This is a genomic window from Arthrobacter sp. TJ-265, from assembly GCF_058269135.1.
In genome coordinates this window covers 1,139,744-1,164,389 of record NZ_JBZCND010000001.1, presented here as the reverse complement: position 1 = coordinate 1,164,389, position 24,646 = coordinate 1,139,744, and the positions used below count along the sequence as shown (strand labels likewise).

26 protein-coding genes and 4 tRNA genes are annotated in these 24,646 nt (G+C 71.2%); 10 read left to right on the top strand and 20 right to left on the bottom strand.

Features of this window, described 5'->3' with window-relative positions:
* Positions 1-46: 46 nt before the first annotated feature.
* The 13 genes from nusB to AC4D2E_RS05555 all read right to left on the bottom strand — a co-directional run bounded on the left by nusB (position 47) and on the right by AC4D2E_RS05555 (position 12,933).
* Entirely contained in the window at positions 47-457 is a 411-nt protein-coding gene (nusB, locus tag AC4D2E_RS05615) for a transcription antitermination factor NusB (protein ID WP_104165182.1), read from the bottom strand.
* Positions 454-1,017 (bottom strand): elongation factor P, encoded by a 564-nt coding sequence (gene efp / locus AC4D2E_RS05610; RefSeq protein ID WP_104050627.1) that lies wholly within the window; start codon positions 1,015-1,017, stop codon positions 454-456. The genes nusB and efp overlap by 4 nt, the downstream gene beginning before the upstream one ends.
* A gap of 133 nt (positions 1,018-1,150) precedes the next feature.
* Positions 1,151-2,245: a 3-dehydroquinate synthase gene (aroB, locus tag AC4D2E_RS05605; RefSeq protein ID WP_104165183.1), complete on the bottom strand. Its 1,095-nt coding sequence runs from the start codon at positions 2,243-2,245 to the stop codon at positions 1,151-1,153.
* On the bottom strand, positions 2,235-2,861 hold the full coding sequence (locus tag AC4D2E_RS05600; RefSeq protein WP_490951903.1) for a shikimate kinase: 627 nt from the start codon (positions 2,859-2,861) through the stop codon (positions 2,235-2,237). Before AC4D2E_RS05600 ends, aroB begins: the two co-directional genes overlap by 11 nt.
* Entirely contained in the window at positions 2,861-4,069 is a 1,209-nt protein-coding gene (gene aroC, locus AC4D2E_RS05595) for a chorismate synthase (protein ID WP_104165187.1), read from the bottom strand. Before aroC ends, AC4D2E_RS05600 begins: the two co-directional genes overlap by 1 nt.
* A gap of 32 nt (positions 4,070-4,101) precedes the next feature.
* Positions 4,102-4,983: a shikimate dehydrogenase gene (locus tag AC4D2E_RS05590; protein ID WP_490951902.1), complete on the bottom strand. Its 882-nt coding sequence runs from the start codon at positions 4,981-4,983 to the stop codon at positions 4,102-4,104.
* On the bottom strand, positions 4,984-6,237 hold the full coding sequence (gene mltG / locus AC4D2E_RS05585) for an endolytic transglycosylase MltG (protein ID WP_490951901.1): 1,254 nt from the start codon (positions 6,235-6,237) through the stop codon (positions 4,984-4,986).
* Positions 6,234-6,851 carry a Holliday junction resolvase RuvX gene (ruvX, locus tag AC4D2E_RS05580; protein ID WP_490951900.1) on the bottom strand — a complete coding sequence of 206 codons (618 nt, stop codon included), beginning with the start codon at positions 6,849-6,851 and terminating at the stop codon, positions 6,234-6,236. Before ruvX ends, mltG begins: the two co-directional genes overlap by 4 nt.
* An 8-nt stretch (positions 6,852-6,859) precedes the next feature.
* Complete coding sequence (gene alaS / locus AC4D2E_RS05575; RefSeq protein WP_490951899.1) at positions 6,860-9,538, bottom strand: alanine--tRNA ligase; 2,679 nt, start codon at positions 9,536-9,538, stop codon at positions 6,860-6,862.
* A gap of 172 nt (positions 9,539-9,710) precedes the next feature.
* Positions 9,711-9,992, bottom strand: a complete 282-nt coding sequence (locus AC4D2E_RS05570; RefSeq protein ID WP_258069683.1) for a hypothetical protein — start codon at positions 9,990-9,992, stop codon at positions 9,711-9,713.
* 24 nt (positions 9,993-10,016) lie between these two features.
* Entirely contained in the window at positions 10,017-10,391 is a 375-nt protein-coding gene (locus AC4D2E_RS05565; protein ID WP_490951898.1) for a DUF948 domain-containing protein, read from the bottom strand.
* Positions 10,392-10,549: 158 nt separating this feature from the next.
* Positions 10,550-11,176 (bottom strand): 30S ribosomal protein S4, encoded by a 627-nt coding sequence (rpsD, locus tag AC4D2E_RS05560; protein ID WP_043445565.1) that lies wholly within the window; start codon positions 11,174-11,176, stop codon positions 10,550-10,552.
* A 287-nt stretch (positions 11,177-11,463) separates the two neighbouring features.
* Positions 11,464-12,933 (bottom strand): replication-associated recombination protein A, encoded by a 1,470-nt coding sequence (locus AC4D2E_RS05555; RefSeq protein WP_490951897.1) that lies wholly within the window; start codon positions 12,931-12,933, stop codon positions 11,464-11,466.
* Positions 12,934-13,028: 95 nt separating this feature from the next.
* On the opposite strand from AC4D2E_RS05555, the gene AC4D2E_RS05550 reads away from it, so the two are divergent.
* Positions 13,029-13,736 (top strand): acVLRF1 family peptidyl-tRNA hydrolase, encoded by a 708-nt coding sequence (locus tag AC4D2E_RS05550; RefSeq protein WP_490951896.1) that lies wholly within the window; start codon positions 13,029-13,031, stop codon positions 13,734-13,736.
* Between the two features lie 41 nt (positions 13,737-13,777).
* Here the strand turns inward: AC4D2E_RS05550 and rpe are convergent, their stop codons facing one another.
* The 5 genes from rpe to AC4D2E_RS05525 form a co-directional block, all read right to left on the bottom strand.
* Positions 13,778-14,440: a ribulose-phosphate 3-epimerase gene (gene rpe, locus AC4D2E_RS05545; protein WP_104165201.1), complete on the bottom strand. Its 663-nt coding sequence runs from the start codon at positions 14,438-14,440 to the stop codon at positions 13,778-13,780.
* A 34-nt stretch (positions 14,441-14,474) separates the two neighbouring features.
* Positions 14,475-16,046, bottom strand: coding sequence for an RsmB/NOP family class I SAM-dependent RNA methyltransferase (locus AC4D2E_RS05540; RefSeq protein ID WP_490951895.1), 1,572 nt, complete (start codon positions 16,044-16,046; stop codon positions 14,475-14,477).
* On the bottom strand, positions 16,043-16,987 hold the full coding sequence (gene fmt, locus AC4D2E_RS05535) for a methionyl-tRNA formyltransferase (RefSeq protein WP_490951894.1): 945 nt from the start codon (positions 16,985-16,987) through the stop codon (positions 16,043-16,045). Before fmt ends, AC4D2E_RS05540 begins: the two co-directional genes overlap by 4 nt.
* Positions 16,984-17,601 carry a peptide deformylase gene (gene def / locus AC4D2E_RS05530; protein WP_104165207.1) on the bottom strand — a complete coding sequence of 206 codons (618 nt, stop codon included), beginning with the start codon at positions 17,599-17,601 and terminating at the stop codon, positions 16,984-16,986. The genes fmt and def overlap by 4 nt, the downstream gene beginning before the upstream one ends.
* Positions 17,602-17,694: 93 nt before the next feature.
* Positions 17,695-18,570, bottom strand: a complete 876-nt coding sequence (locus AC4D2E_RS05525; protein ID WP_104165208.1) for a cytochrome — start codon at positions 18,568-18,570, stop codon at positions 17,695-17,697.
* Positions 18,571-18,765: 195 nt separating this feature from the next.
* Here AC4D2E_RS05525 and AC4D2E_RS05520 point away from each other — a divergent pair.
* The 5 genes from AC4D2E_RS05520 to AC4D2E_RS05500 all read left to right on the top strand — a co-directional run bounded on the left by AC4D2E_RS05520 (position 18,766) and on the right by AC4D2E_RS05500 (position 19,587).
* Positions 18,766-18,839: transfer RNA gene (locus tag AC4D2E_RS05520), tRNA-Gly, on the top strand.
* Positions 18,840-18,891: 52 nt separating this feature from the next.
* Positions 18,892-18,962: transfer RNA gene (locus AC4D2E_RS05515), tRNA-Cys, on the top strand.
* 33 nt (positions 18,963-18,995) lie between these two features.
* Positions 18,996-19,067 (top strand) — tRNA-Val (locus tag AC4D2E_RS05510).
* A gap of 29 nt (positions 19,068-19,096) precedes the next feature.
* Positions 19,097-19,170, top strand: a tRNA-Gly gene (locus AC4D2E_RS05505).
* Positions 19,171-19,335: 165 nt separating this feature from the next.
* Entirely contained in the window at positions 19,336-19,587 is a 252-nt protein-coding gene (locus AC4D2E_RS05500; protein WP_490951893.1) for an antitoxin, read from the top strand.
* A 101-nt stretch (positions 19,588-19,688) separates the two neighbouring features.
* On the opposite strand, the gene zapE is transcribed toward AC4D2E_RS05500, so the two are convergent.
* Positions 19,689-20,723 (bottom strand): cell division protein ZapE, encoded by a 1,035-nt coding sequence (gene zapE, locus AC4D2E_RS05495; protein ID WP_490909440.1) that lies wholly within the window; start codon positions 20,721-20,723, stop codon positions 19,689-19,691.
* A 251-nt stretch (positions 20,724-20,974) separates the two neighbouring features.
* On the opposite strand from zapE, the gene AC4D2E_RS05490 reads away from it, so the two are divergent.
* Positions 20,975-21,892: a sulfurtransferase gene (locus AC4D2E_RS05490; RefSeq protein ID WP_490909441.1), complete on the top strand. Its 918-nt coding sequence runs from the start codon at positions 20,975-20,977 to the stop codon at positions 21,890-21,892.
* Positions 21,889-22,329 carry a SufE family protein gene (locus tag AC4D2E_RS05485; RefSeq protein ID WP_490909442.1) on the top strand — a complete coding sequence of 147 codons (441 nt, stop codon included), beginning with the start codon at positions 21,889-21,891 and terminating at the stop codon, positions 22,327-22,329. Before AC4D2E_RS05490 ends, AC4D2E_RS05485 begins: the two co-directional genes overlap by 4 nt.
* On the opposite strand, the gene AC4D2E_RS05480 is transcribed toward AC4D2E_RS05485, so the two are convergent.
* Positions 22,313-23,581: an alpha/beta hydrolase family protein gene (locus AC4D2E_RS05480; RefSeq protein WP_490909443.1), complete on the bottom strand. Its 1,269-nt coding sequence runs from the start codon at positions 23,579-23,581 to the stop codon at positions 22,313-22,315. The genes AC4D2E_RS05485 and AC4D2E_RS05480 overlap by 17 nt on opposite strands.
* A 97-nt stretch (positions 23,582-23,678) precedes the next feature.
* Between AC4D2E_RS05480 and AC4D2E_RS05475 the strand changes: the two genes are divergently transcribed.
* Together AC4D2E_RS05475 and msrB are read left to right on the top strand one after the other, a co-directional pair.
* On the top strand, positions 23,679-24,167 hold the full coding sequence (locus tag AC4D2E_RS05475; RefSeq protein WP_490909444.1) for a hypothetical protein: 489 nt from the start codon (positions 23,679-23,681) through the stop codon (positions 24,165-24,167).
* 14 nt (positions 24,168-24,181) lie between these two features.
* Positions 24,182-24,607: a peptide-methionine (R)-S-oxide reductase MsrB gene (gene msrB, locus AC4D2E_RS05470; protein ID WP_104165219.1), complete on the top strand. Its 426-nt coding sequence runs from the start codon at positions 24,182-24,184 to the stop codon at positions 24,605-24,607.
* The last annotated feature ends 39 nt before the right edge of the window (positions 24,608-24,646 follow it).

Here is a 24,646-nt window from a genome sequence, read left to right as displayed (position 1 = left end):
GCCGTCGACGGCCTGCGGGAGCTTCCGGGGGATTACGAGGGGGCGCTCAGGCGAGCAGGGTCGGCTTGAGCTGCTGCAGCCGCCCGAGGAGGCCGTTGACGAACTTCGGCGACTCGTCGGTGGAGAGCATCTTCGCGAGCTCGACGGCCTCGCTGACCGCGACGCCGTCGGGGACGTCGTCGTTGTAGAGCAGCTCCCAGCTGCCGATCCTCAGGATCATGAGGTCGACCGCCGGCATGCGGTCGAGCGTCCACCCCTGCGAGTAGGTGCTCAGGAACTCGTCGATCTCCTCCTGGCGCTCGAGGACGCCCTCGACGACGTCCACCGTGTAGTCCGCGATGACCATGTCCGTCTTCTCGCGGCGCGCACGGATGACCTCGAGGGCCGGCATGTCGCGCTGCGCGGACTCGAAGAGGATGTCCAGGGCCCGACGCCGGGCCTTACTGCGTGCGCTCACTCGTTGACGCGTCCCAGGTACTCGCCCGTGCGGGTGTCGACCTTGACCTTGGTGCCGGTGCCGAGGAACAGCGGGACCTGGATCTCGTGGCCGGTCTCGACGGTGGCGGGCTTGGTGCCGCCGGTGGAGCGGTCGCCCTGCAGGCCGGGTTCCGTGTAGGTGATCTCCAGCGTCACGGAGGCGGGCAGCTCGACGTACAGCGGGGAGCCCTCGTGCATGGCGATCGTGGCCATCTGGCTCTCGAGCATGAAGTTCGCGGCGTTGCCGACGGTCTTGCCCGGGACCGTGATCTGGTCGTAGTCCGTGGTGTCCATGAAGACGAAGTCCTCGCCGTCCTTGTACAGGTACTGGTAGTCGCGGCGGTCCACGGTGGCCGTCTCGATCTTCAGGCCGGCGTTGAAGGTCTTGTCGACCACCTTGCCGGAGAGGATGTTGCGGAGCTTGGTGCGGACGAAGGCGCCACCCTTGCCGGGCTTGACGTGCTGGAATTCGAGGACGTTCCAAAGGTTGCCTTCGAGCTTCAGAACAGTGCCGTTCTTGATGTCGTTCGTGGTCGCCACAGATTCACTTTCGTCGGGTTCTCGGATGGATCGGCCGGCCGGGGCACAGCGGGCGCGCGGAGGCGCGCCAAAAGTCCAGAGACCAGTCTACCCCGTGCGCCACGGGGACCCCGCGGAGGCGGTCAGGGAGGGGTCAGGACGCGATCTCCTGGTAGGCCGCGAAGAGCAGTGAGGTGTCGGGGACCTCGAGCATGCCCGGCTTGCCGATGCCGTCCAGCACCACGAAGCGGAGGAGGTCGCCGCGGGACTTCTTGTCGCGGCGCATCCCGTCCAGGAGCGAGGCCCAGCGGTCACGCCGGTAGGTGACCGGCAGGCCGAGGGACTCGAGGATGCTCTTGTGGCGGTCGGCGTCCGCGTCGCTGAGCCGTCCGACCATCCGCGAGAGTTCCGCGGCGAACACGAGGCCCACCGAGACCGCCGCGCCGTGGCGCCACGAGTACCGTTCGGCGAGCTCGATGGCGTGGGCGAGGGTGTGGCCGTAGTTCAGGTACTCGCGGCGGCCCGAATCCCGCAGGTCCTCGGAGACGATGTCCGCCTTCACGCGGATGGCACGCTCCACGAGGTCCCGCAGCACGGGCGAGGCCGCGTCCGTCGCGGCGGCCTGGTCCTGCTCGATCAGGTCGAGGATGACCGGGTCCGCGATGAACCCGCACTTGACCACTTCGGCCAGTCCGGTCACGAGCTCGTTCTTCGGCAGCGTGCCCAGCGCGTCGAGGTCCACCAGGACGGCGGCCGGCGGGTGGAAGGCTCCCACGAGGTTCTTGCCCTCGGCGGTGTTGATGCCGGTCTTCCCGCCGACGGCGGCGTCCACCATGCCGAGCAGGCTCGTGGGCAGGTGCACCACGCGGACCCCGCGCAGCCAGGTCGCCGCGACGAATCCGCCCAGGTCGGTCACCGATCCCCCGCCGACGGTGACCACGGCGTCCGAGCGCGTGAAGTCGTTCTGGCCGAGGACCTGCCAGCAGAAGGCGGCCACCTGGATGTGCTTGCCCTCCTCCGCGTCGGGGATCTCCGCGGTCACGGCGGTGAAGCCGGCGTCGGCGAGCTCGTCGCGGACGGTGTCACCGGTCGCACGCAGCGCCCGCGGGTGGATCACCAGGACGCGCCGCACGCGCTCCCCGAGGATCGCGGGCAGCCGCCCGAGGAGTCCGCGGCCGACGACGACGTCGTACGCGTCGCCGGGCGTGCTCCCGGTGACCGGGATGATGGTGGGGGTCTCAGTGTCCATGGGGTGTCGTCCCGCTCTCGTGGTCCAGGTGGTGTGTCGAGTGGTGTGTCGAGTCGTGTGTCGAGTCGTGTGTCGTCGGGGCGCTGTCGCTGCGCGGACCGTCGCTGCCGTGCAGGGTCGGCAGGGCCCGGAGCACAGCCGCGGTGACCGCGCGGACGGAGAGGCCACGGGTGTCGACGACGGCGGTGGCCAGCGCGGCGTAGACGGGCCGCCGCTCGTCGTAGAGCTCCTGCCATCGTTCCGCCGGCCGCCCGGCCAGCAGCGGCCTGCCGGAATCCGCGCCGATGCGCGGGAGTACGGCCGCGAGGTCGGTGTCCAGGAACACGACCGTGGTGTCCTGCAGCAGCTCCCGCGTCTGCGGGTGGAGGACGGCCCCGCCGCCCAGGGAGACGACGGCGTCCTCGGCGAGGGCCGTCCGGACGACGTCCGCCTCGATGGCACGGAAGGCCTCCTCGCCCCGGCGGGCGAAGATCCGGGCGATGCTGCCGTGCCGCTCGACGATCACCCGGTCCGTGTCGATGAACCGCGCGCCGATCCGCTCGGCGAGCATCCTGCCCACCGCCGATTTGCCGACCGCCATGGGGCCCACGAGGACGACGGGACGATCCCGCTGCATCAGGCCCCGGCGGAGTCCAGGAACTCCGGGATGTTCTCGAGGTAGCTGCGCAGGTTGCGGGCGGTCTCGGCCAGGGAGTCGCCGCCGAACTTCTCGGTGACCGCCTCCGCGAGCACGAGGGCCGTCATCGCCTCGGCGACCACGCCGGCTGCGGGGACGGCGCACACGTCCGAGCGCTGGTGGTGCGCACGGGCGGCGGCGCCGGTGCTGACGTCGACGGTCCTCAGCGCCCGGGGCACGGTGGCGATGGGCTTCATCGCGGCGCGGACGCGGAGCGTGTCCCCGATGCTCATGCCACCCTCGATCCCGCCGGCGCGGTTGCTGGCCCGGACGATCTTGCCCTCCTCGTTGCGCACGATCTCGTCGTGGGCCGCGGTGCCGCGCCGCGCGGCGGTGTCGAAGCCGTCGCCGACCTCCACACCCTTGATGGCCTGGATGCCCATCAGGGCCGCGGCCAGGCGTGAATCGAGCCGGCGGTCCCAGTGGACGTAGCTGCCGAGGCCCGGCGGGAGTCCGTAGGCGACCACCTCGACGACACCGCCGAGGGTCTCGCCCTCCTTGTGGGCGGCGTCGACCTCCGCGACCATCGCATCCGAGGTGTCCCGGTGGAAGCAGCGCAGCGGATCGGTGTCGAGGGCGATGACGTCGCCCGGCGTCGGCAGGACGGCGTCCTCCGGCACCGAGACGTATCCGACGGCCACGGTGTGGCTGACGAGGCGGATCCCGAGGCCTTCGAGGAACTTCGCGGCGACGGCGCCGAGCGCCACCCGGGTCGCCGTCTCGCGGGCGCTGGCGCGTTCCAGGACGGGACGGGCCTCGTCGAATCCGTACTTCTGCATGCCGGTGAAGTCGGCGTGCCCGGGGCGCGGCCGGGTCAGGGGGGCGTTGCGGGCCGAATCGGCGAGCTCCGCGGCGTCCTGCTCCCCCAGCGGGTCGGCGGACATGATCTGCTCCCACTTGGGCCATTCGGTGTTCGCCACCTCGATGGCGACGGGGCCGCCCTGGGTCAGCCCGTGCCGGACGCCGCCCATGATGCGCACCTGGTCCCGCTCGAACTTCATGCGGGCACCACGCCCGTACCCGAGCCGGCGACGGGCCAGCGCGTCCTGGATGTCGCCGCTCGTGATACCCACCCCCGCGGGCATGCCCTCGATGATGCCGACCACGGCGGGGCCGTGCGATTCTCCTGCCGTCAACCAACGCAACATGGCTTCCATACTGCCATGCGGCGCAGTCCACCTCAGCGCCGCATGCCACCCACTGCGTCATACATCACGCGCAGGACGCCGGAGCGGTCCCCACCGGCCCCGGGGAAGAACAGTGCCACCTGCTCGACGGCCTGGTGGATCAGCATGTCGAGGCCGGGCACGATGCGCCCGCCGGCCTCACGCCAGACCGCCGCGAGCCGGCTCGGCCAAGGGTCGTAGGCGACGTCGAGCAGCGTCCCGCCGGTGCGGAAGCCGGCCTGCGCCGTGAGCTCCCGGGCGAGCGGGTCCGCGGCGCGCGGCGGCAGGGTCGAGATGACGACGTCGGACGCCGGCACCACCTCGGCCGCCAGCGACCACGGGACGAGGGCGACCTCCACGCCGAGGGCCGCACCGATGCGCGGGAGGTCCGCCGCGGCTGCGGGACGGCGGACGAGCACGGACACCGCGTCGGCCCCCAGCTGCGCCAGTCCGGCCACGGCGGCGGCGGCGGTGCCTCCGCCGCCCAGGACGACGGCGCGTCGTGGCGTCACGACGCCGGCCGCCGCGAGGGCGTGGGCCACCCCGGCGACGTCGGTGTTGTGGCCGGTGAGCGTCGGGTGGGGACCGTCGCCGACGACGACCGTGTTGACGACGCCGAGGACGGACGCCGGCGCCGTCGTGACGTCGACCAGCCGTGCGATCGCGCCCTTGAGGGGCATCGTCACTGACAATCCGCGCCACGCGCCGTCGGCACGCACGTCGTCGACGAACGCACCGATGCGCGCCTCATCGACGTCGATCGCGGAGTAGGAGCAGTCGATGCCGAGCGCCCGGTACGCCGCCCTGTGCAGCAGGGGGGACTTCGTGTGCGCGATCGGCGAACCGATCACGGCGGCCCGGGATCCCCGGGCCGCGGTGGTCCCGGCCGGTACCACCTACTGGCACCGTCCGGGATTGTCGCCGCACCAGGCGTCGTACTCGGCGACGTAGCGCAGGTGCTCGGCGTAGGTCTCCGAGAACTTGGTCTCCCCCGTGTCGAGGTCGACCGTCACCCAGAAGTAGAACGGGACGTCCGCGGGATTGACGGTCGCGTCGATCGCCTCGTCGCTCGGAGAGCCGATCGGCCCCTTCGGGAGTCCCGGGTTGGCGTACGTGTTGTACGGGTTGGAGGTGTCGTTCTTCTCCTCCTCCGTCAGCTGATAGGTGCGCGTCCCGAGCCCGTAGGTCACCGTGGCATCCGACTGGATCAGCCCGTTGGTCTCCGTGTTGCCCGGCGTCAGCCTGTTGTAGATGGACCCGGCGACCGTGGCGTAGTCGCCTTCCTGCGCTTCCGCCTGCACGATGCTCGCCACGGTCAGGATCTCGTACTGCTCGTCCGGGTCGGTGACGCCGTCCTGGGTGAGCCGGTCGGTCGTCGCCGTGATCAGCTCGGTGACGATGTCCGTGGCGGTCGCCTCGACGTCGAAGCGGTACTCGCCCGGGTGCAGGTACCCCTCGAGGGAGAGTGCCTGGGCCGGGAGCCCGAACTGCGCCGGGTCCTCGGCGAGGGCGTCGAACTCCGCACGCGGGATGCCCGTGGACTCGCTCAGGATGTCGAAGACTTCGCCCTGCCGCAGGTCGCGGGCGATCGCGGCGTAGGAGACCATCGTCGGGTCCTCGCCGAGAAGCGCCTCGGCGGCGGCGGCGGACGACATCTGCAGGCGCATCTCGTACTCGCCGGGCTGGACCTCACGGCCTTCCGCGATGGCGCCCAGCGCCTCCACGAACGTCCCGGAGTCCGCGACGATGTCGGCGGTCTCCAGTCCGGTCCCGATCGCCAGCGCACCGGCGCCCTCGGGGACGGTGAAGACCGTCTCCTCACCGCCCGGGCCCGCGTAGTCCGTGACCTCGTTCAGGCCGAGGGCGTCGCGCAGCATGAGGGCGGCACCGTACACGGTGCCGGCGAACAGTGCGAGGACCACGAGCATGACGACGGTGCGGCGGACGCGGCGGCGCCGCTTCGCCTTCGAGGGCTGCCGCTTGCTGCCGTGGCGTGGCACGTCCTGCGCCACGAAGAACTCCTCGACGGGCTCGGGATGGGCGTAGGAGTCCTCGTGGGCCTCGTCGTAGTAGCCGTCGTCGGGGTGGTCTGCGGAGTGGTCCGCCGCATCGTCTGCGGCGCCCTGGGGTGCGGAATGGCGGTCGCTCACGACTCGGATTCCCTCCTGCTGGGCGAACTGTGTCTGATGACTGGCTCCTCTGTAGGGGTCAGCAGCGGGCCCTGGGCACCCGTCGCTGCTCGCACAGGAACCGGATCGCCCACATCCCGTCCACGTGAACGTTGCGTGTCGATGGCGTGCTGGAGTATTTCGACGGCAGCCACCTGATCTACCACCTTACGATGATCACGGCTGCCGAGACCAGCGGCATGCAGCGAACGGTGGGCCGACACGGTGCTCAGCCTCTCGTCCACGAGGCGTACCGGTACCGGATAGGACTGCCGGGCGAGTTCCTCCACGAGGAGGGCGGCGTACTCCCGCGCCATCTCAGCGGACGCGCCTTCCCGTCCGCTGAGGTTCTTCGGGAGTCCCACGATGATCTGCACGGCGCCGCGCTCGACGGCGTCCCTGACGAGGATCCGGACGTCGCTGTTCTTCCGCGCGTCGCGCTTCAGCGTGCGGATCGGCGTGGCGATGAGGCCGTCGCGATCGCACCCGGCGAGGCCCACACGGACCTGCCCGACGTCGACGCCGAGTTTCGGGCCGAGGGGGTAGGGGGGGCCCTCGGGAGTGCCCGACGCCGCTCCTCCGCCGTTCTCCTCCACGGGGGCCGTCAGCGCTCCGCCACCGCTGTGCGGATCGCCGCCAGCGCGTCGGGGATGCGCGTGGGGTCCGAACCGCCGCCCTGCGCCACGTCGTCCTTGCCGCCGCCGCCGCCGCCGAGGATCTTCGCGGCGGTCCGCACGAGGGCACCGGCCTTGACCCCGGCGGCCCGCGCCGCCTCGTTGGTCGCGACCAGGACGAGCGGGCGGTTCTGCGCGACGCCGGTCGCAGCGACCACGGCGGGCTCGGACCCGAGGCGGCCGCGCAGGTCCAGCACGAGGGTCCTCAGTTCGTCCGCGCCGCCGATCTCACCGGCGTCGTGCGCGACCAGGCGCACGCCGTCGACGTCCACCGCGGTGTCGACGAGCGACCCCGCGGCGAGGGCGAGCTGCTCCCGGCGGAGCCGGTCCAGTTCCTTCTCCGCGGCCTTGAGCTTGCTGAGGGTGGCCGACAGGCGTTCGGGCAGCTGGGCCGAGGGCACCTTCAGCATGTCGGAGAGCTCGGTGACGAGCGCCCGCTCGGCGGCGAGGTGCCGGAACGCGTCCAGCCCCACGAGGGCCTCGATGCGGCGGTTGCCCGAGCCGACGGACTGCTCGCCGAGCAGCGTCAGGCTGCCGATGAGCGACGTCGAGGGCACGTGCGTGCCTCCGCACAGTTCGCGGGAGAACTCGGCGTTCATCTCGACCACGCGCACCGTGTCCCCGTAGGCCTCGCCGAACAGCGCGGTGGCGCCGAGCGCCTTCGCGTCCGCGAGGGACATGATCCTGGTCTCGACCTCGTAGTTGTTGCGGATCGCGATGTTCGAGACCTCCTCGATCTCCGAACGGGCGCCGGCACTGATGCCCTCACCCCAGGAGAAGTCGAACCGCAGGTAGCCGGCCTTGTTGAAGGAGCCGCGCTGCAGCGCCTCGGGGCCGAGGATCTCGTGGAGGGCCGCGTGGACGATGTGCGTGCCCGAGTGCGCCTGCTCCCCCGCGTGGCGGCGCCGGCGGTCGACGGCGGCCGTCACCACGGCACCCTGGAACACCTCGCCCTCGCGCACCACGGCGCGGTGGACGCTCAGGCCCTTGACGGGACGCTGGACGTCGAGCACCTCGACCACGAAGCCGTCGCCCGTGACGAGTCCGACGTCGGCCGCCTGCCCGCCGGCCTCGGCGTAGAACGGGGTCTGGTCGAGGACGAGTTCGATCTCGCTCCCCTGGAGGGCGCTCGGGACGGACTGGCCGTGGTCCAGGACGGCGACGATCGTGGCCTCCGAGGTCAGCTCGTCGTAGCCCGTGAAGACGGTCTGGCCGCGGCCGAGGAGTTCGGTGAACACGGAGAGGTCGGCGTGGCCGGCCTTCTTGCCGCGGGCGTCGGCCTGGGCGCGCTGGCGCTGCTCGAGCATGAGCGAGCGGAAACCCTCGGCGTCGACGGCGAGCCCGGCCTCCTCGGCCATCTCGAGCGTCAGGTCGATGGGGAAACCGTAGGTGTCGTGGAGCGTGAAGGCGTCCTGGCCCGACAGTGGACGCTCCTCGGAGAGGGATTCCCGTACGGCCTCCTCGAGGCGTGCGGTGCCCGACGCGATGGTGCGCAGGAACGCCTTCTCCTCGGCGTATGCGATCCGGCTGATGCGCTCGAAGTCGGCGTCGACCTCCGGGTAGACGCCCTTCATGGCGTCCCGCGAGGCGGGGAGCAGCTCGGGCAGGCAGGCCTTCTCGACACCGAGGAGCCGCATGGCGCGGACCGCGCGGCGGATGAGCCGGCGCAGCACGTAGCCCCGGCCCTCGTTGGAGGGGGTCACGCCGTCGGTGATGAGCATGAGCGAGGAGCGGATGTGATCGGCGACCACCCGGAGGCGGACGTCGTCGGTGTGGTGCGGGTCCTGCGGGGACTCGGAGCTGGTGTACGTCTTCCCGCTGAGCGCCGCGGCGCGGTCCAGGACGGGACGCACCTGGTCCGTCTCGTACATGTTCTCGACGCCCTGCAGGATCATCGCGAGGCGCTCGAGCCCGAGGCCCGTGTCGATGTTCTTCTTGGGCAGCTCGCCGAGGATCTCGAAGTCGTCCTTGCCGGTGCCCTCGCCGCGCTGGTACTGCATGAAGACGAGGTTCCAGATCTCCACGTACCGGTCGTCGTCGGCCTCCGGGCCGCCCTCGGCGCCGTAGGCGGGCCCGCGGTCGTAGAAGATCTCCGAGCAGGGACCGGCGGGGCCGGGCTGGCCGGTGGACCAGTAGTTGTCCTTCTTGCCCATCTTCTGGATGCGCCCGGCCGGGACGCCGACCGCGTCGCGCCAGATCTCCAGCGCCTCGTCGTCCTCGTGGTACACCGTGATCCACAGCTTCTCGGCGGGCAGGCCGAACCCGCCGTCGGCGACGTCGCTGGTCAGCAGCTCCCACGCCATGCGGATGGCATCGGCCTTGAAGTAGTCCCCGAAGGAGAAGTTGCCGCACATCTGGAAGAAGGTCCCGTGCCGGGCGGTCTTGCCGACCTCCTCGATGTCGCCGGTGCGGATGCACTTCTGGACGCTCGTCGCACGGCTGTACGGAGGTGTCTCGCGGGCGGTCAGGTACGGGATGAACGGCACCATCCCGGCGACCGTGAACAGGAGGGACGGGTCTGAGGAAATCAGCGACGCCGAGGGCACGACCGTGTGCCCGTTCTTCTCGAAGTAGCTCAGCCAGCGGCCGGCGATCTCGTGGGACTTCATGGGGTCAGATCCTTCAGTGGGTGGTCCGGGCGCCCGGACGGGAAGTGGGACCCGGCGCGGTCGCGCGGGTCACGGTCGGAGGCGGGGCGGGGTCCGCCCTGCCGCTCGATCGCACGGACCGGCAGGGCGCGACGACGGCGGACGGACTCCCCGGCGCCGGCAGTGCTTCGTCCTAGCGGAGGGAGCGGCGCGTCGCGGGGACCGCGTCCGCGGCGGCGTCCCTGGCGGCGGCAGCCTCGGGTGCCGGCACGCCGAGGGCGGAGCGGAGGTCGTCCTCCCGCTCGGTCATGGCCGAGCGCAGGGCATCGGCGAAATCGGCGATGCTGTCGCTGATCTGCCCGACCGCCCGGTTCAGGCCCTCGGGGCCGAGGTTGGCCTTGGCCTGGGTCACCTTGCGCACCGCGACCACGCCGATCGTGATGCCGGCTGCCAGCCAGAATGCTCGTCTGATCATTGTTGTCTCCGGTTCGTCGTTGGGTTAGCGGCTGCGGCGTCGGCGTGCGGATGAGGTCCGGCCGGCGAAGGCCGAGCGGACGCCGTAGGAGAACGCCGAGACCTTGATGAGCGGGGAGCCGACGGTGGCGGCGATCAGCGAGGACAGCGCGGAGATGTTCGCCGACGCGTCGGAGACGTTCGAGGTGATCCCGTCCACCGTTTTCAGCTGCCGGTGCGTGGTGCTCACGGTGCTCGTGACCTCTTCGATCAGCGGCGTCGTCTCGTCGGTGACGGTACGGATGGCCGTGCGGAGCTCGTCGAACACCCGTCCGAGCTTCCAGATCGGAACGGCCAGCAGCAGGACCAGGACGGCGAACACGCCCGCGGCTATCAGGCCAGCAATATCTCCACCTGACATGGGCGGTCTCCTTTACGCATGGGGGCACCGCCGGAAGGGGCGGGAGGGAATTTCGTGCTCCTAGTACCTTACAGAACGAAGAGCCCGCGGCGGGTGCCGCGGGCTCTTCGGCCACGCTTGTCGTTCAGGACCGCGGGGGGACCCGCGGACGTCGACGTCTAGCGTGCGTAGTACTCGACGACGAGCTGCTCTTCGCAGGTCACGGGGACCTCGGAGCGCTTCGGGCGACGCACGAGGCGCGCCTGGAGCTTGTCGAGCTGGACGTCCAGGTAGCCGGGGACGGCGGGGAGGACGTCGCGGTGCGCACCTGCGGCGGCAACCTGCAGGGGGACCATGGTCTCGCTGCGGCTGTGCACGTGGATGAGCTGGCCTTCGGCCACCCGGAACGACGGGCGATCGACGCGGGCGCCATCGACCATGATGTGGCGGTGGACGATGAGCTGACGGGCCTGGGCGCTCGTCCGGGCGAACCCGGCACGGAGCACGAGGGCGTCGAGACGCATCTCGAGCAGTTCGATCAGGTTCTCACCGGTCAGGCCCGAGGTACGGCGCGCTTCCTCGAAGACGCGCGCCATCTGCGCCTCGCGGATGTTGTACTGGGCGCGCAGGCGCTGCTTTTCGCGCAGGCGGACGGCGTAGTCGCTGTCCTGCTTGCGGCGCGCGCGGCCGTGCTGGCCCGGCGCGTACGGCCGGCGCTCGAGGTACTTCTCGGCCTTGGGAGTCAGGGCGATGCCGAGGGCACGCGAGATGCGGACCTTCCGGCGGGCACGTGTGTTGTTAGCCACGTCTACCTTTCGATGTTTTTGCGGCGAAGAAGCGGACCTGCGCCACGGGGGCGTCCGCACTTCCGGTGTCGCTGGCCTCCACTTGCGGAGAGCCGGGATTGGCCGCTTCCCGGTACTACAGTCCGCCGCGACCCTGGCCTGCGACCCGCACGCAGCAGCAGGAACCTGCTGCAGGGCGCGGGGGAAGGCTGGTACACGACGACTTGCCAGTCAGCGTCCAATGGTAGCAGCGCGAGGGCCGACGGACCGAATCCCGCCGACCCGACCGCCGTACGGGGGTCCCGTCCTCACTTGCCGCGGATGATCCGTCGGAGTCGCGACAGCCGGGAGCCGATGTCCCGTTCGACTCCCCGGTCCGTCGGCTCGTAGTAGTTCCGGCCCACCAGATCATCCGGCGCGTACTGCTGCAGCGCGATGCCGTGCGGCTCGTCGTGGGAGTAGACGTAGCCCTTCCCGTGACCGAGCTGGGAGGCGCCGGGGTAGTGCGCGTCCCGCAGGTGCGCCGGGATGCCCTGGCCCCGACCCGCACGCACATCCGCGATGGCGGCGTTGATGCCGTTGTAGGCGGCGTTCGACTTCGGCGCGGTCGCGATGTGCACCACTGCCTCGGCGAGGATGATCCGGGCCTCGGGCATGCCGACGAGCTGCACGGCCTGGGCCGCGGCGACCGCCGTCTGCAGCGCCGTCGGGTCCGCCATCCCCACGTCCTCCGACGCCGAGATCATCAGCCGACGGGCGATGAACCGCGGGTCCTCGCCGGCCTCGAGCATCTTCGCCACGTAGTGCAGGGCGGCGTCGACGTCGGACCCGCGCAAGGACTTGATGAACGCACTGGCGACGTCGTAGTGCTGGTCGCCCGCGCGGTCGTACCGCAGGGCGGCTACGTCGACGGCCTTCTCCGCGTGCTGCAGCGTGACCGGCACGGGCAGGACCTCCCGCCCCTCCTGGTCGTCGTCGTCCTCGTCGTCGGCGGGCGAGCCGGGCCGCCCGTGCTCGCCCGCCGGGGCATCGCGCTCGGACTGCGCGACGCCGGCGGCCGCCTCCAGGGCGGTCAGGCCGCGCCGTGCGTCGCCCGCGGCCAGGCGCACGAGATGCTCGAGGGCCTCCTCCGACAGCTCGACCGTCCCGGCGAGTCCGCGGTCGTCGCCGACGGCCCGCTGGAGCAGGCCCCGGATGTCCGCCTCGTCGAGGGGACGCAGGGTCTGCAGGAGCGACCTCGAGAGGAGGGGCGACACGACCGAGAAGGACGGGTTCTCCGTGGTGGCCGCGATGAGGACCACCCAGCCGTTCTCCACCCCGGGCAGCAGGGCATCCTGCTGGGCCTTGTTGAAGCGATGGATCTCGTCGAGGAACAGGACCGTGGTCTGCCGGTACAGGTCGCGGGAGGTCAGGGCGTCGTCCATGACGCGGCGCACGTCTTTGACGCCGGCGGTGATGGCGGACAGTTCCACGAACTTCCGGCCCTGGCCGCGTGCGATCACGTGGGCGAGCGTCGTCTTGCCCGTCCCGGGCGGGCCCCACAGGATCACGGACGACGGCGCGGCGTGGGCGCCGGGATCGTGCTCCCCCGCGAGCGTCCGCAGCGGCGATCCCCGGCCCAGCAGGTGCTGCTGGCCGACGACCTCGTCCAGGCTGCGTGGTCGCATCCTCACGGCGAGCGGGCTGCGCGGCCGCAGGCCCGCCGAACCGCGCGTGCCGCCGGCGGGAGCGTCGTCCGACTCGTCGTCGTCGGCCGCGGCACTGAATAGATCATTCACGGCCCCAACGTTACTGTGGGCCACTGACGCGCAGCACCCGCCGAGGCCCCTCCCGACGGATGGCGGCCGGTCGCCCACGTCGCGAGAGGAAGCCGATGTCCCCCAGCAGGTCCGTCCTCGTCGAGGCCGAGCGCCTCGAGGGGTGGCTCGCACGCTTCGAGGTCCGCAACGGCCCCTTCGGCGCGGAGGCCGTCCCGGGCCGCGCGGACGGCTCGGTCACCGTGACCGCTGCGAACGGCTGCATCGCGGTCCTGACCCCGCCCCTGCCGCCGGGCACACTCCCGCGCCCCGTACCGGGCCCTGCATCGAGCCCGGTATCCGATGGGCCGGTGGAGAGCGCAGGGCTCGTCGCGGACCTGCTCTCCGCGGTCGACCCGGCCGGCACGGTGGGGATCCTGCTCATCCGGCGCGGCGGCTACTCCGTGGGCGTCGCGCGGAACGGCGGGATCGTGTCCTCGAAGACGGGCACGCGCTACGTCCAGGGCCGGACGGCAGCGGGCGGCTGGTCCCAGCAGCGGTTCGCGCGGCGACGGGCCAACCAGGCCGATGCCCTCGTGGAGGAGACCGCGGCCCGCGCCGCCGTCCTCTTCGGAGCCCACCCGCCGTCGTGCCTGCAGCTCGGCGGCGACAGGACCCTGGCGACGAGTGCCCTCGGCGAGCCCGTCCTCTCACGGTTCGCGGGCCTCCCGCAGGTCCCGTTCCTCACGGTGCCGGATCCCCGCTTCGCTGTCCTCAAGGAGGCGGCACGCACCGCCCTGTCCGTCCGGATCACGGTGACCGACCCGCCCGCCGAAACCACCTGATCGGGAGCATGACACCGACCGCGACGCCGTCGGGCGGCGCCTCAGCCCTCCCGGACCGCTGCCGCCCGGAGCGCGGTGATCGCGGCAGCGGCGTCGTCCGCCCCGTAGACCGAGGAACCGGCCACGAAGACCGTGGCCCCCGCGTCGGCGGCGCGCAGGATCGTCTCCTCCGTGATGCCCCCGTCCACCTGGATGGCGAGCGGCCGGTCCGCACCCCGGACGGCCTCGGCGGCGCGGCGGATCTTCGGCAGGGTCAGGTCCAGGAAGGACTGCCCGCCGAACCCCGGCTCCACCGTCATCACGAGCAGCAGGTCGAGCTCACCCAGCATGTCCAGGTAGGGCTCCACGGGCGTGGCCGGCCGCAGCGCCATGCCGGCCTTCGCGCCGGCATCCCGCAGCTCCCGCGCCAGCCTGACCGGTGCAGCCGCGGCTTCCGCGTGGAACGTCACCGACGCGGCACCGGCTTCCGCGTAGGCGGGCGCCCAGCGATCGGCGTCCTCGATCATGAGGTGCACGTCGAGCGGCAGCGGGCTGACCGCCTGGATCCTCCGGACCACCGGCAGTCCGAGCGTCAGGTTCGGCACGAAGTGGTTGTCCATGACGTCCACGTGCACGGCGTCGGCCGACGCGATGCGCTGCAGTTCGGCCTCCAGGTTCACGAAGTCCGCCGAGAGGATGCTCGGATTGATACGGAGGTGCGTCACTGCCGTTCCTTTCGTTGCCTCTGCCCTGACGTCCTCAGGGATTCTTGCGGATCAGCGCGAGGTACATCGCGTCCGTGCCGTGCACGTGGGGCCAGAGCTGCGCACTCGTCCCGTGCCCGGCATCGAGCGCTCCCCCGACGCTCACGGCGTCGAGCGCGGCTCCCGCATCGAGGCGCTCGAAGCCGGGGCGCTTGCGCAGGCAGTCGTCGACGACGGCGTCCGTCTCCGCGTGGTGCGGCGAGCAGGTCACGTAGGCCACGACCCCGCCGGGGGCGACGGCGTCCAGGGCGGAGGTGAGCAGCTCACGCTGCAGGGGCGCCAGGCCCACGAGGTCCGAGGGCTTCCGGCGCCAGCGTGACTCGGGACGGCGGCGCAGGGCGCCCAGGCCCGTGCAGGGCGCGTCGACGAGCACGCGGTCGTAGCCCTCCGGCTGCTCCCGCCCGACGTCGCGCCCGTCCCCCACGCGGACGGTCCAGGAGTCCTCCGGCAGGGGCCGCAGCGCCTGCCTCACCAGCTGGGCCCGGTGCGGGACCGGTTCGTTCGCGGTCAGGTGCACGCCGTCGTCGAGTCCGATCGCCGCCAGCAGGGCGGTCTTCCCGCCGGGGCCCGCACACAGGTCCAGCCACTGCTCGGGGCCGTCCGCCCGGCGTCCGTGGAGGTCGACGGCGGCCAGGGCCCGCGCCACGAGCTGCGATCCCGTGTCCTGCACGCGAAGGGTGCCCGCGGCGATGCCGGGGAGCCTGCTGACGTCGCCGCCCGAGTAGGAGGCCGATCCCGGGGCCAGCCGGCCCGGCTCCGCCCCCTCCTCGAGGGCGTCGTCGAGCGTGCCGAGCCCCGGCAGGGCGACGAGGTGGACCACGGGCGCCGCATTGTCGGCGGCCAGCAGGGCATCGATCTCCGAGACGTCCCGGCCGTGGGCCACGAGCGCCTGGCGCATCGCGCGGACGATCCACTCGGGGTGGCTGTAGGTCAGGGCTGCGATGGCGGTCGGGTCCGTCAGGTCCTCGACGAGGACGGCGATCCAGCCGTCCAGATCATGTGCCGTGACCTTGCGGAGCACGGCGTTCACGAGCGAGGAGGGTCCCGCGCCGATCACGGCGCGGACGAGGCCCACGGTCTGGTCCAGCGCCGCGTGGGCAGGAACCCGCATCGCCAGGAGCTGGTGCACGCCGAGCCGCAGGGCGTCCAGGACGGCAGGGTCGAGCTGGTCCAGCGGACGGTCGACGCAGCGGGCCAGCACGGCGTCGTAGGTGCCCTGCCCACGCAGGGCTCCGTAGGTGAGCTCCGTCGCGAAGCCCGCGTCGCGACGGTCGAGGCGGTGCCGGCGGATGCTGGTCGGCAGGACGAGGTTCGCGTAGGCGTCCTCGCCGGCGACGGCGCGCAGGACCTCGAACGCGACGAGGCGTGCGGGGTCCGCGCGGCGGGTGCGCTGGGACGGCGCGGCCTGGGAGAACTGCCGGTCGCCGCCTCGGTTCCGTTCCCGGCCCTGGTCGTCGCGACGCCGGGTGCCCCCTCCCTGACCGGTACCCTGACCCTTGCCCGCGGCGCCCCGGCTGCGCTCACCGCGCCCGCCGGATCCCCTGTTCGTTCCTCCGGTCGTACTCACTCGAACACCAGCTCTCCGCGCGTCGCCGCGCCCCGGGCCCAGTCGAGGGCTCTCATCATCTTCTTCCCGGCCGGCTGCAGGTCCCCGAGGACCAGCGCGTGGGTGCCTGTCCCCACCAGGACCTGCCGGCCGACGACGTCGATCCGGCCCGGCGGGACGGTGGGCCGCCCGCCGTCCGCGAGTCGTTCATCGCCGCCCGGTGGGGTGACGGGTCCGAGCTTCACCCGCTGCCCGTCGAGCGTGCTCCACGCCCCGGGTTCGGGGGTCACGGCATTGATACGGCGGCGCACGGCGACGGCCGGCTGCGACCAGTCGATCCGCGCGTCGTCGATCGTGAGCTTGGGGGCGAGGCTGGCCTCACCCGTCTGGGGAGTCGCCGTGACCCGGCCCGCCTCGAGACCGGAGAGCGTCTGCACGAGCAGGACCGCGCCGCTGTGGGACAGGCGGTCGAGGACCTCGCCGCTCGTGGCGCCGGGGTCGAGCGTCTCCGTCATCACGCCGAAGACGGGTCCGGTGTCGAGACCCTCCTCGAGGAGGAACGTGCTCGCACCCGTGACGTCGTCCCCTGCGAGGACCGCGTGCTGCACGGGCGCGGCACCCCGCCAGGCCGGGAGGACCGAGAAATGAAGATTGATCCAGCCGTGCCGCGGGACGGCCAGTCCTGCCGGCGGGACGATGCCGCCGTACGCGACGATCGCCGCGGCATCGAGGCCGAGGGCACCGAGCTGCGTGATCAGTTCCGGGGTGAAGCGGTTCGCCTTGAGGACGGGCAGCCCGAGTTCCTCGGCGACGGCGGCGACCGGGCTCGGCGTCAGGACCTTCCGGCGTCCCACGGGTGCATCGACCCGCGTGAGGACCGCGGCGACGTCGAAGCCCGCGTCCACGAGCGCCCGCAACGACGGCACGGCGACCCCGGGCGTCCCCGCGAAGAGGACCCTCATCGGGCGGTCCGGTCCGCGGCGCCGGCGCGCCGACCGGCCACCGGCGTCACCGGCGTCGGGGGGCGGGTGAAGCTCGATCCGAGGGACCGTGAGCGCTCCACCGCCGTCCGTGAGGTGACCTGGTTGTAGTCGCCACTCCGGATGGCCCTGAGCGCATTCTTCCGGTCCTCGCCCGCGAGCCGGTCGATGTACAGCGTCCCGCGGAGGTGGTCGGTCTCGTGCTGGAAGGCGCGCGCGAGCATGCCCGTGCCCTCCACCGCGACGTCCGCTCCGGATACGTCCTTGCCCGTGACGCGCGCCCAGTCGGACCGGTCGACGAAGCTCCCGAGGCCGGGCACGGAGAGGCAACCCTCGACGTCGGACTCCCCCTGGGAGGCGCCGCCGACCTCGAGCACAGGGTTCACCACGTGCCCCTGGACGCCGTCCACCCGGTAGGTGAAGACCTGGAGTCCGATGCCGACCTGCGGCGCCGCGAGCCCGGCCCCCTGCACGTCGATCATCGTCTCGGTCATGTCCTCGACCAGTCGCGCGAGGTCGGGCCCGAACTCGGTGACCTCCGCGGCGGGGGTGCGGAGGATCGGATCGCCGATCATGCGGATACTCAGGACGGCCATCGGTGCTCTGTTCCTCGCTTCGGTCACTTCGGATGCTTCGGAGTCCCCGTCAATCCTAGTGCCGCGCGGTCACGGCCGGGATCAGGCTGTACCTCAGGCGGGCAGGGCGGGTTCGGCGGGGACGGACCGGCTGGGCGGCGGACCGAGCGGCAGGAGCGCGCGCCCCGCCTCCTCGGCGTCGAGCCCCGCTTCCCACGCCCGGCGGAGTGCGCAGAACCGCAGCCAGTGGTTCTTCAGCACGGACGGGTTGGCCCTCATGGCCCGCACCTCGGTCTGGCCCACGGCCACCCCGAGGAGCAGCGGCTGGTCCCCGTGCGCCCACGGCCGCCATTCGCCCTTCCGGGGGTCGACGAGGGACTCCTCCGCCTTCATGCCCGCCACGAGCTGCATCACCACCTTGTCGTCCAGCGCCTTCACGAAACCGTCGCGGTCGGTGTTCTTGGTCTTGTAGTCGATCAGGCACGTACGTCCACCGATCGTCGCGACGAGGTCCAGGGTTCCCGCATAGCCGAGTTCGCTGTTCCAGACCGTCAGCTCGGGCTCCACGGGACGGACGTCGTAGAGGTCCCACCACTCGTCGAACCGCTGCGCGAAACCGCCCTCGCCCTGCTCCTCGAGGGCGAGGCGGGCTGCGTCGAGCTCGTCGGGACGCCCGAGGGCTCGCAGCGCCACCTGTTCGCAGTAGTGGTGCACCCGCGTGCCGCGCAGGGCGGCCTCGTCGCGATAGCGCTCCGCGGCCGACGCGGCCTCCCGGACGGCGGTGCGCAGCTCCGAGGCGTTCCCCAGGGCTGCCGGCAGGCGGGGGTCCCGCGAGAGGGCACTGGCGGCCATGTGGCCGTACCAGCCGCCGAGGGAGGTGGGGAGCTGCGAGATGACGGTGGTGATGGACGGGACGGCGGGCTGCTCCGACGTGGAGCGGGCGTACATCCGGCCGTGCGGTGTCGCGTGGGCGAGGAGCGGGGCGGTCATGACTCCAGTCTCTCAGGTGGCTCCGACACGTCCGGTGACGGCCCGGACCGGTCCGGGCCGCTCCCCCGCCGGGACGGCGCCCCTGCCGATTGGACGAACCCCCGAACGTCCTATAGAGTTTTCTCTCGTTGGAAAACGAAGAAACACCGCGAAATGTACGGCATCGAGCGGAGGTTTCGGGTTTGTTCTTCTTTTGCGGACGTAGCTCAGCTGGCTAGAGCACCACCTTGCCAAGGTGGATGTCGCGGGTTCGAATCCCGTCGTCCGCTCGCAAGTCCCTGTATGGCCGGATCCGTCCGGTGGTCGGAGAGATCCGATCATGGTGGGGTGGCCGAGAGGCGAGGCAGCGGCCTGCAAAGCCGTATACGCGGGTTCGAATCCCGTCCCCACCTCGGTGCAGAACGAGCAGAAACACCCATGGCAATGGGCGATTGGCGCAGCGGTAGCGCGCTTCCCTGACACGGAAGAGGTCACTGGTTCGATCCCAGTATCGCCCACTACGGCGCCCCCTCGGGGGCGCTTTTTTGCGGACGTAGCTCAGCTGGCTAGAGCACCACCTTGCCAAGGTGGATGTCGCGGGTTCGAATCCCGTCGTCCGCTCTCAGGCCGGTTGTCGGCCCTGGCCCGGTCCTGGCGAGGACCGGGCTTTTTTTGTGCTCCGCCGTCGGCGAACCGGCCGCTCCCCGTTCCCCTCTCCTTCCGGTCCTGACCTATGCTGGGTGCAGCGGAAACGGACTGCGTTTCCACGACCGAAAGGAGGTGTCCGTGGGTTTATTTGACGGGCTCAAGGGCAAGGCCGGCACCCTCGCGGGTAAGGCGACCGAACTGATTGGCGACAATTCCGACAAGGTGAAGAACGGCATCGGGAAGGCTGGCGGCTTCGTCGACAGCAGGACCCATGGCAAGTACTCACGCCACATCATCGGAGTGCAGACGAAGGCTTCGGAGATGGTCGACAAGGTCGACAAGAAGGACGGCAAGGGCGGCTTCGGCCCCACCTCCCCGCCGGCCGTGTAGTACCCAGCCTGGCAATGAGGAAGCGCCGGTCCCGCCGAGAGGCGGTACCGGCGCTTCTTGCGTCGAGGCCCTGACCGGTCGGCCCGTCGGCCCGTCCGGGGCTAGGACGCCACGTCGCTGCCCTGTCGCGCGAGGGCCGTCAGGCGGGAGACCGCGCGGTAGTACTTCTTCATGTAGCCGCCGTGCATCATCTCCTCGGTGAAGAGGTGATCGAAGGTCGTGCCGCTCGCCATGATGGGCACGTCGCGGTCGTACAGCCGGTCCGCGAGGACCACGAAGCGCAGCGCGACCGCCTGTTCCGTGATCGTCTCCACGTTGTGCCAGGCGACGGCGTCGATGCCGTCCAGCATCTGCCGGTAACGGCTGGGGTGCACGTCCGAGAGATGCCGGAGCAGATCCCCGAACTCGTCCTCGGCGAGGACCCCGCCCGCGTAGGATGCGACCCTCTCGCGCAGACCGGCGTCGTCCATCGCGTCGGGGGCCTGCGGCAGGCCGCGGTGGCGGAAGTCCTCACCGTCGATGCGGGCCACGTCGAACTGGTCGGCGAGCACCTGGATCTCCCGCTGGAAGTCCTGGGCGGCGAACCGCCCGTCCCCCAGGGACCCCGGCAGGGTGTTGGACGTCGCGGCGAGCTTGACCCCGGCGTCCGCGAGCTCGCGCATCAGCCGTGACATCAGGACGGTGTCGCCCGGATCGTCGAGTTCGAATTCGTCGATGCAGACCAGGCTGTAGCTGCTCAGCGCATCGACGGTCTTGCGGAAACTGAGCGCCCCGACCAGGTTCGTGTACTCGACGAACGTCCCGAAGGCCTTCGGCCCGGACGACGCGTGCCACAGGGACGCCAGGAGGTGGGTCTTGCCCACGCCGAAACCGCCGTCGAGGTAGATACCCGCCCGCGTCTCGGTCTTCTTCCCTCCGCCGAACAGCTTGCGGAGGCCCGACGGCTTCGGCTCGTCCACGGAGGACGCGAAGTCGCGCAGCTTCGAGACCGCGGCCGCCTGCGACGGCTGTTGCGGATCCGGACGGTAGGTGTCGAAGGACACCTCACCGAAGCGGGGTGACGGGTAGAAGCCGCCCAGCAACTCATCGACGGAGACCCTGGGGCTGCGCTCTGTGAGGTGTTCGATGACTGGCACGGACGTGGACCGCTTTCTCTCTCCGGCTGGTGGTGGCGGCGGCACGCCCGCAGGGTGCCGTTCCGCAACGCAAGACTACGGCACCCCCGTCCGCGTGATGCCCCCGGGACCCGCACCCGACGGCCCTTGACGCGCGGCCGTCCCGGAAGCATTTGCCCGGCCGCGTCGTTAGGCTAGAGGAAACCACGCCCGCCCGTCCTCAGGACGTCGCGGTCGTGCCCGGACAGCTGACAGCTACGCGAAAGGCCGCAATGACCCTGGCTCCCGATCCGCAGGACAAGTTCGCCGAGTACGCCCACCCCGAGCGGCTCGTCTCGACCGACTGGCTCACCGCGAACCTCGGCGCTGAGGGGCTCGTCGTCGTCGAGTCGGACGAGGACGTCCTGCTGTACGAGACGGGTCACATCCCCGGGGCCGTGAAGGTCGACTGGCACACGGAGCTCAACGACGAGGTGACGCGGGACTACATCGACGGTGAGGGCTTCGCACGCCTGATGGCGTCCAAGGGCATCTCGCGGGATTCCACCGTGGTCGTCTACGGCGACAAGAGCAACTGGTGGGCCGCCTACGCGCTCTGGGTCTTCACGCTCTTCGGCCACGAGGACGTCCGCCTGCTCGACGGCGGCCGGGACAAGTGGGTGGCGGAGGACCGTCCGCTGACCACGGACAAGCCCGGGATCACTGCTGTCGACTACCCGATCGTGGACCGTGACGACGCCACGATCCGCGCCTATCTCAGCGATGTGCTCGACCACCTGGGCAACCCGCTGATCGACGTCCGTTCCGGCGACGAGTACACGGGTGCCCGCACCACCATGCCGGCCTACCCGGAGGAGGGTGCCCTGCGCGGCGGCCACATCCCCACCGCCCGCTCCGTGCCGTGGGCGCGGGCCGCCGCCCCGGACGGGACCTTCCGTTCCCGCGCCGAACTGGACGCCATCTACCGGGACGAGGCGGGGCTGCAGGACGGCGACGACGTCGTGGCGTACTGCCGGATCGGGGAGCGCTCGAGCCACACCTGGTTCGTCCTCACGCACCTGCTCGGCTTCGACAGGGTCCGCAACTACGACGGCTCGTGGACCGAGTGGGGCAACGCCGTCCGCGTGCCCATCGTCCGCGGCACCGAGCCCGGCGAGCTGCCGGCCGGATCGCGGACGTCGGCACGATGACCGCGGAGACCGTCCCGGCGAAACTCGCCGAGATCATCGACGACTTCCAGGCCCTGTCCGAGCCGGACCGCCTGCAGCTCCTCCTCGAGTTCTCCACCGGGCTCCCGGGGCTGCCCGAGCGGTACAGCGACCACCCCGAGCTGCTCGAGCAGGTGGTCGAGTGCCAGAGCCCGCTGTTCCTCACCATGGAGATCGGCGGTGGACCGGAGCGGCCCGTCCACCTCTTCTTCTCGGCGCCCCGGGAGGCCCCGACGACGCGCGGGTTCGCCGGCGTCCTGCTCGAGGGGCTCGACGGCCTGCCGGCCGCGGAGGTCCTCGCGGTGCCGGACGACGTCCCCGACCGCCTCGGCCTCACCCGCGCCATCACTCCCCTGCGGATGCGCGGCATGTCCGCGATGCTGGGGCGGATCAAACGGAAGATCAGGGACGCTCAGTAGCCGCCGGGTCGGGCATCTTCCCGCCGGGGAGGGTCCGGCCGAACAGGAGGCCGTCCAGCCAGCGTTCGACGACGGACTCCCACCGCTGCGGATCCACGTTCCATTCCTTCGTGTGCCGGGCCCGGTGGAACCGCTCGAGCGTGACGAAGGCAGGATTCTTCGCCGCGAGCTCGGCCGAAGCGCCGATGGGGACGAACTCGTCGTCCTCGCTGTGGAGGATCAGGGTGGGCAGGGTCAGCTGCTCCGCACGCGTGATCCAGTCCATGCTCTTGAGGTCCAGCGGGGCGGCGAGGCCCGTGATCCTCCGCGCACGTTCGCTTGCCAGGAGGTACTGGCCGAGCCGCCCCACGGGGGCGGGGATCCGGTTGAGGGCGGCGTGGTGGGCGAGCACCTCCATCCAGTTGATCACCGGCCCGTCCAGGACGAGCGCGGTGATCCGGCTGCGGTGGCGTGAGAGGTCCGCGGTCTGCAGGACGATCGCCCCGCCCATCGACCACCCGAAGAGCACCACGTCGCGGGCGCCGTGCGTCATCGCGAAGTCGATGGCGGCGTCGACGTCGTGCCATTCCGTCATGCCCAGGCCGTAGCGGCCGTCCGGTGCCGCGGGGGCTTCGCCGTCGTTCCGGTAGGAGATGACCAGACTGGTCATGCCCAGGCGTCGGGCCGGAGCGAGCGCGCGCAACGCCTCCGCACGCGTGGCGCCGCGGCCGTGCACCATGATCGCCCAGGTGCCGGACGGTGCCTCGGCGCGGACCAGCCAGGCGGGGGCGGCCCCGCCCTCGACGGGGATGTGCACCTCCTCGTCCGCGAAGCCCACCGCGGACGGCGAGGGGTAGACGGCGCCGCTCCACCAGCCGCGCGTGGCCGCGGCGAGGTCGCCCGCGTCCACCCTGTCGACGCAGCGTTCCACGGTGCCCTCACGGGGGACGTAGGACCGGATGGCACCGATGCGGGCATGGCCGGCCCCACGGTCGAAGTAGAGGCTGTAGGTCCCCTCCACGGTCGTGTCGTCGGTGGCGGGGAGGATGACCGTCTGGTTCCCGGCGGATCCGACGACGGCGAGGATGTCGAGGTTCTCGTCGCGGGCGCGCGCCGGCGTGACGACCTGCCGCGCGAAATACACCGCGAGTCCGGAGACGGCTCCGGCCGCGGAGGATGCGACGGCCGCCCCCGCGCCCACGCCGAGCGCTGTCCACTTGAGCCACGGTGCGGTCCCCTGCTGCGCGGCGGCCGGCGGCGTCATCGATGTCATGGTTCCATTTCTACCCTGCGGCGCCGAGGGTCGTCGATTCACAGCCGCCGCGGGTCCCCCTCGGATGGCGAGCAGGACCGCGCAGTACAGTGGCGCCATGACCCAGACAATCCTCGTGCTGAGCGAAGAAGCACTGACCGGCCCGGATCTCCGCAACCTGCAGACCCTGCGCGGAGAGGACGAACTGGTGGAGATCGTCGTCCTGATCCCCGAGGACGCGAACGAATCGGTGCTGGGAGAGTTCTTCCGCCACCTGAGCCTGTTCGAGGTGGGCGAGGCGTTCCGCACCTTCTCCGCAGACGACCGCCGCCACGACGAGGCCACGGCCCGCGAGGCCCTCGAGACCTCGCTGCAGCTGCTCCTGGACGAGGGCTTCACGGCCCGCGGGCGGACGACGAGCGAGAATCCCGTGGACGCCATGATCCAGGAGGCGAAGGCGAGCGGAGCCGCCCAGGCGGTGGTCATCACCCGCCCCCACGCCGTGGCGGACACCTTCCACACCGACTGGGCCAGCAAGGCCCAGGCCAAGCTCGGCATCGCCGTGCTGCACCTGTACTCGGGGTCGGGATTTATTGGTGACTCGTAGGCGTTGCAGAGGCTATGACCACTGAACGTGAGAGCTACCGGCCAGAGATCGAGAAGTCCGACGACGAATGGCGGCAGGAGCTGACTCCCCAGGAGTTCCAGGTCCTGCGGAACGCCGGCACCGAGCGCCCGTACACGGGCGAGTACTACGACGCCAAGACGGCGGGCACCTACGAGTGCAGGGCCTGCGGTGCCGAACTGTTCACGAGCAACGAGAAGTTCGACTCGCACTGCGGGTGGCCCTCCTTCTGGGCACCGCTCGCGGAAGGCACCGTCCGTTACCTGCACGACCGCTCGCTCGGCATGGAGCGCATCGAGGTGCGGTGCACCCGCTGCGACTCGCATCTCGGGCACCTGTTCAAGGGCGAGGGCTTCGACACGCCGACCGACCAGCGCTTCTGCATCAACTCCATCTCCATGAAGCTGGTTCCCGCCGAGTAGCCACCCGGGCGCCCTGGTGCGCGGGTGGTGCAGGAAGGT

Excerpts from the sequence above, each read along its gene's own strand:
- aroB (WP_104165183.1), bottom strand. The coding sequence starts at position 2,245 with ATGGACACTGAGACCCCCACCATCATCCCGGTCACCGGGAGCACGCCC.
- AC4D2E_RS05600 (WP_490951903.1), bottom strand. The coding sequence starts at position 2,861 with ATGCAGCGGGATCGTCCCGTCGTCCTCGTGGGCCCCATGGCGGTCGGC.
- aroC (WP_104165187.1), bottom strand. The coding sequence starts at position 4,069 with ATGTTGCGTTGGTTGACGGCAGGAGAATCGCACGGCCCCGCCGTGGTC.
- alaS (WP_490951899.1), bottom strand. The coding sequence starts at position 9,538 with ATGAAGTCCCACGAGATCGCCGGCCGCTGGCTGAGCTACTTCGAGAAG.
- AC4D2E_RS05570 (WP_258069683.1), bottom strand. The coding sequence starts at position 9,992 with ATGATCAGACGAGCATTCTGGCTGGCAGCCGGCATCACGATCGGCGTG.
- AC4D2E_RS05565 (WP_490951898.1), bottom strand. The coding sequence starts at position 10,391 with ATGTCAGGTGGAGATATTGCTGGCCTGATAGCCGCGGGCGTGTTCGCC.
- AC4D2E_RS05550 (WP_490951896.1), top strand. The coding sequence starts at position 13,029 with ATGTCCCCCAGCAGGTCCGTCCTCGTCGAGGCCGAGCGCCTCGAGGGG.
- fmt (WP_490951894.1), bottom strand. The coding sequence starts at position 16,987 with ATGAGGGTCCTCTTCGCGGGGACGCCCGGGGTCGCCGTGCCGTCGTTG.
- def (WP_104165207.1), bottom strand. The coding sequence starts at position 17,601 with ATGGCCGTCCTGAGTATCCGCATGATCGGCGATCCGATCCTCCGCACC.
- AC4D2E_RS05525 (WP_104165208.1), bottom strand. The coding sequence starts at position 18,570 with ATGACCGCCCCGCTCCTCGCCCACGCGACACCGCACGGCCGGATGTAC.
- AC4D2E_RS05490 (WP_490909441.1), top strand. The coding sequence starts at position 20,975 with ATGACCCTGGCTCCCGATCCGCAGGACAAGTTCGCCGAGTACGCCCAC.
- AC4D2E_RS05485 (WP_490909442.1), top strand. The coding sequence starts at position 21,889 with ATGACCGCGGAGACCGTCCCGGCGAAACTCGCCGAGATCATCGACGAC.
- AC4D2E_RS05480 (WP_490909443.1), bottom strand. The coding sequence starts at position 23,581 with ATGACATCGATGACGCCGCCGGCCGCCGCGCAGCAGGGGACCGCACCG.
- AC4D2E_RS05475 (WP_490909444.1), top strand. The coding sequence starts at position 23,679 with ATGACCCAGACAATCCTCGTGCTGAGCGAAGAAGCACTGACCGGCCCG.
- msrB (WP_104165219.1), top strand. The coding sequence starts at position 24,182 with ATGACCACTGAACGTGAGAGCTACCGGCCAGAGATCGAGAAGTCCGAC.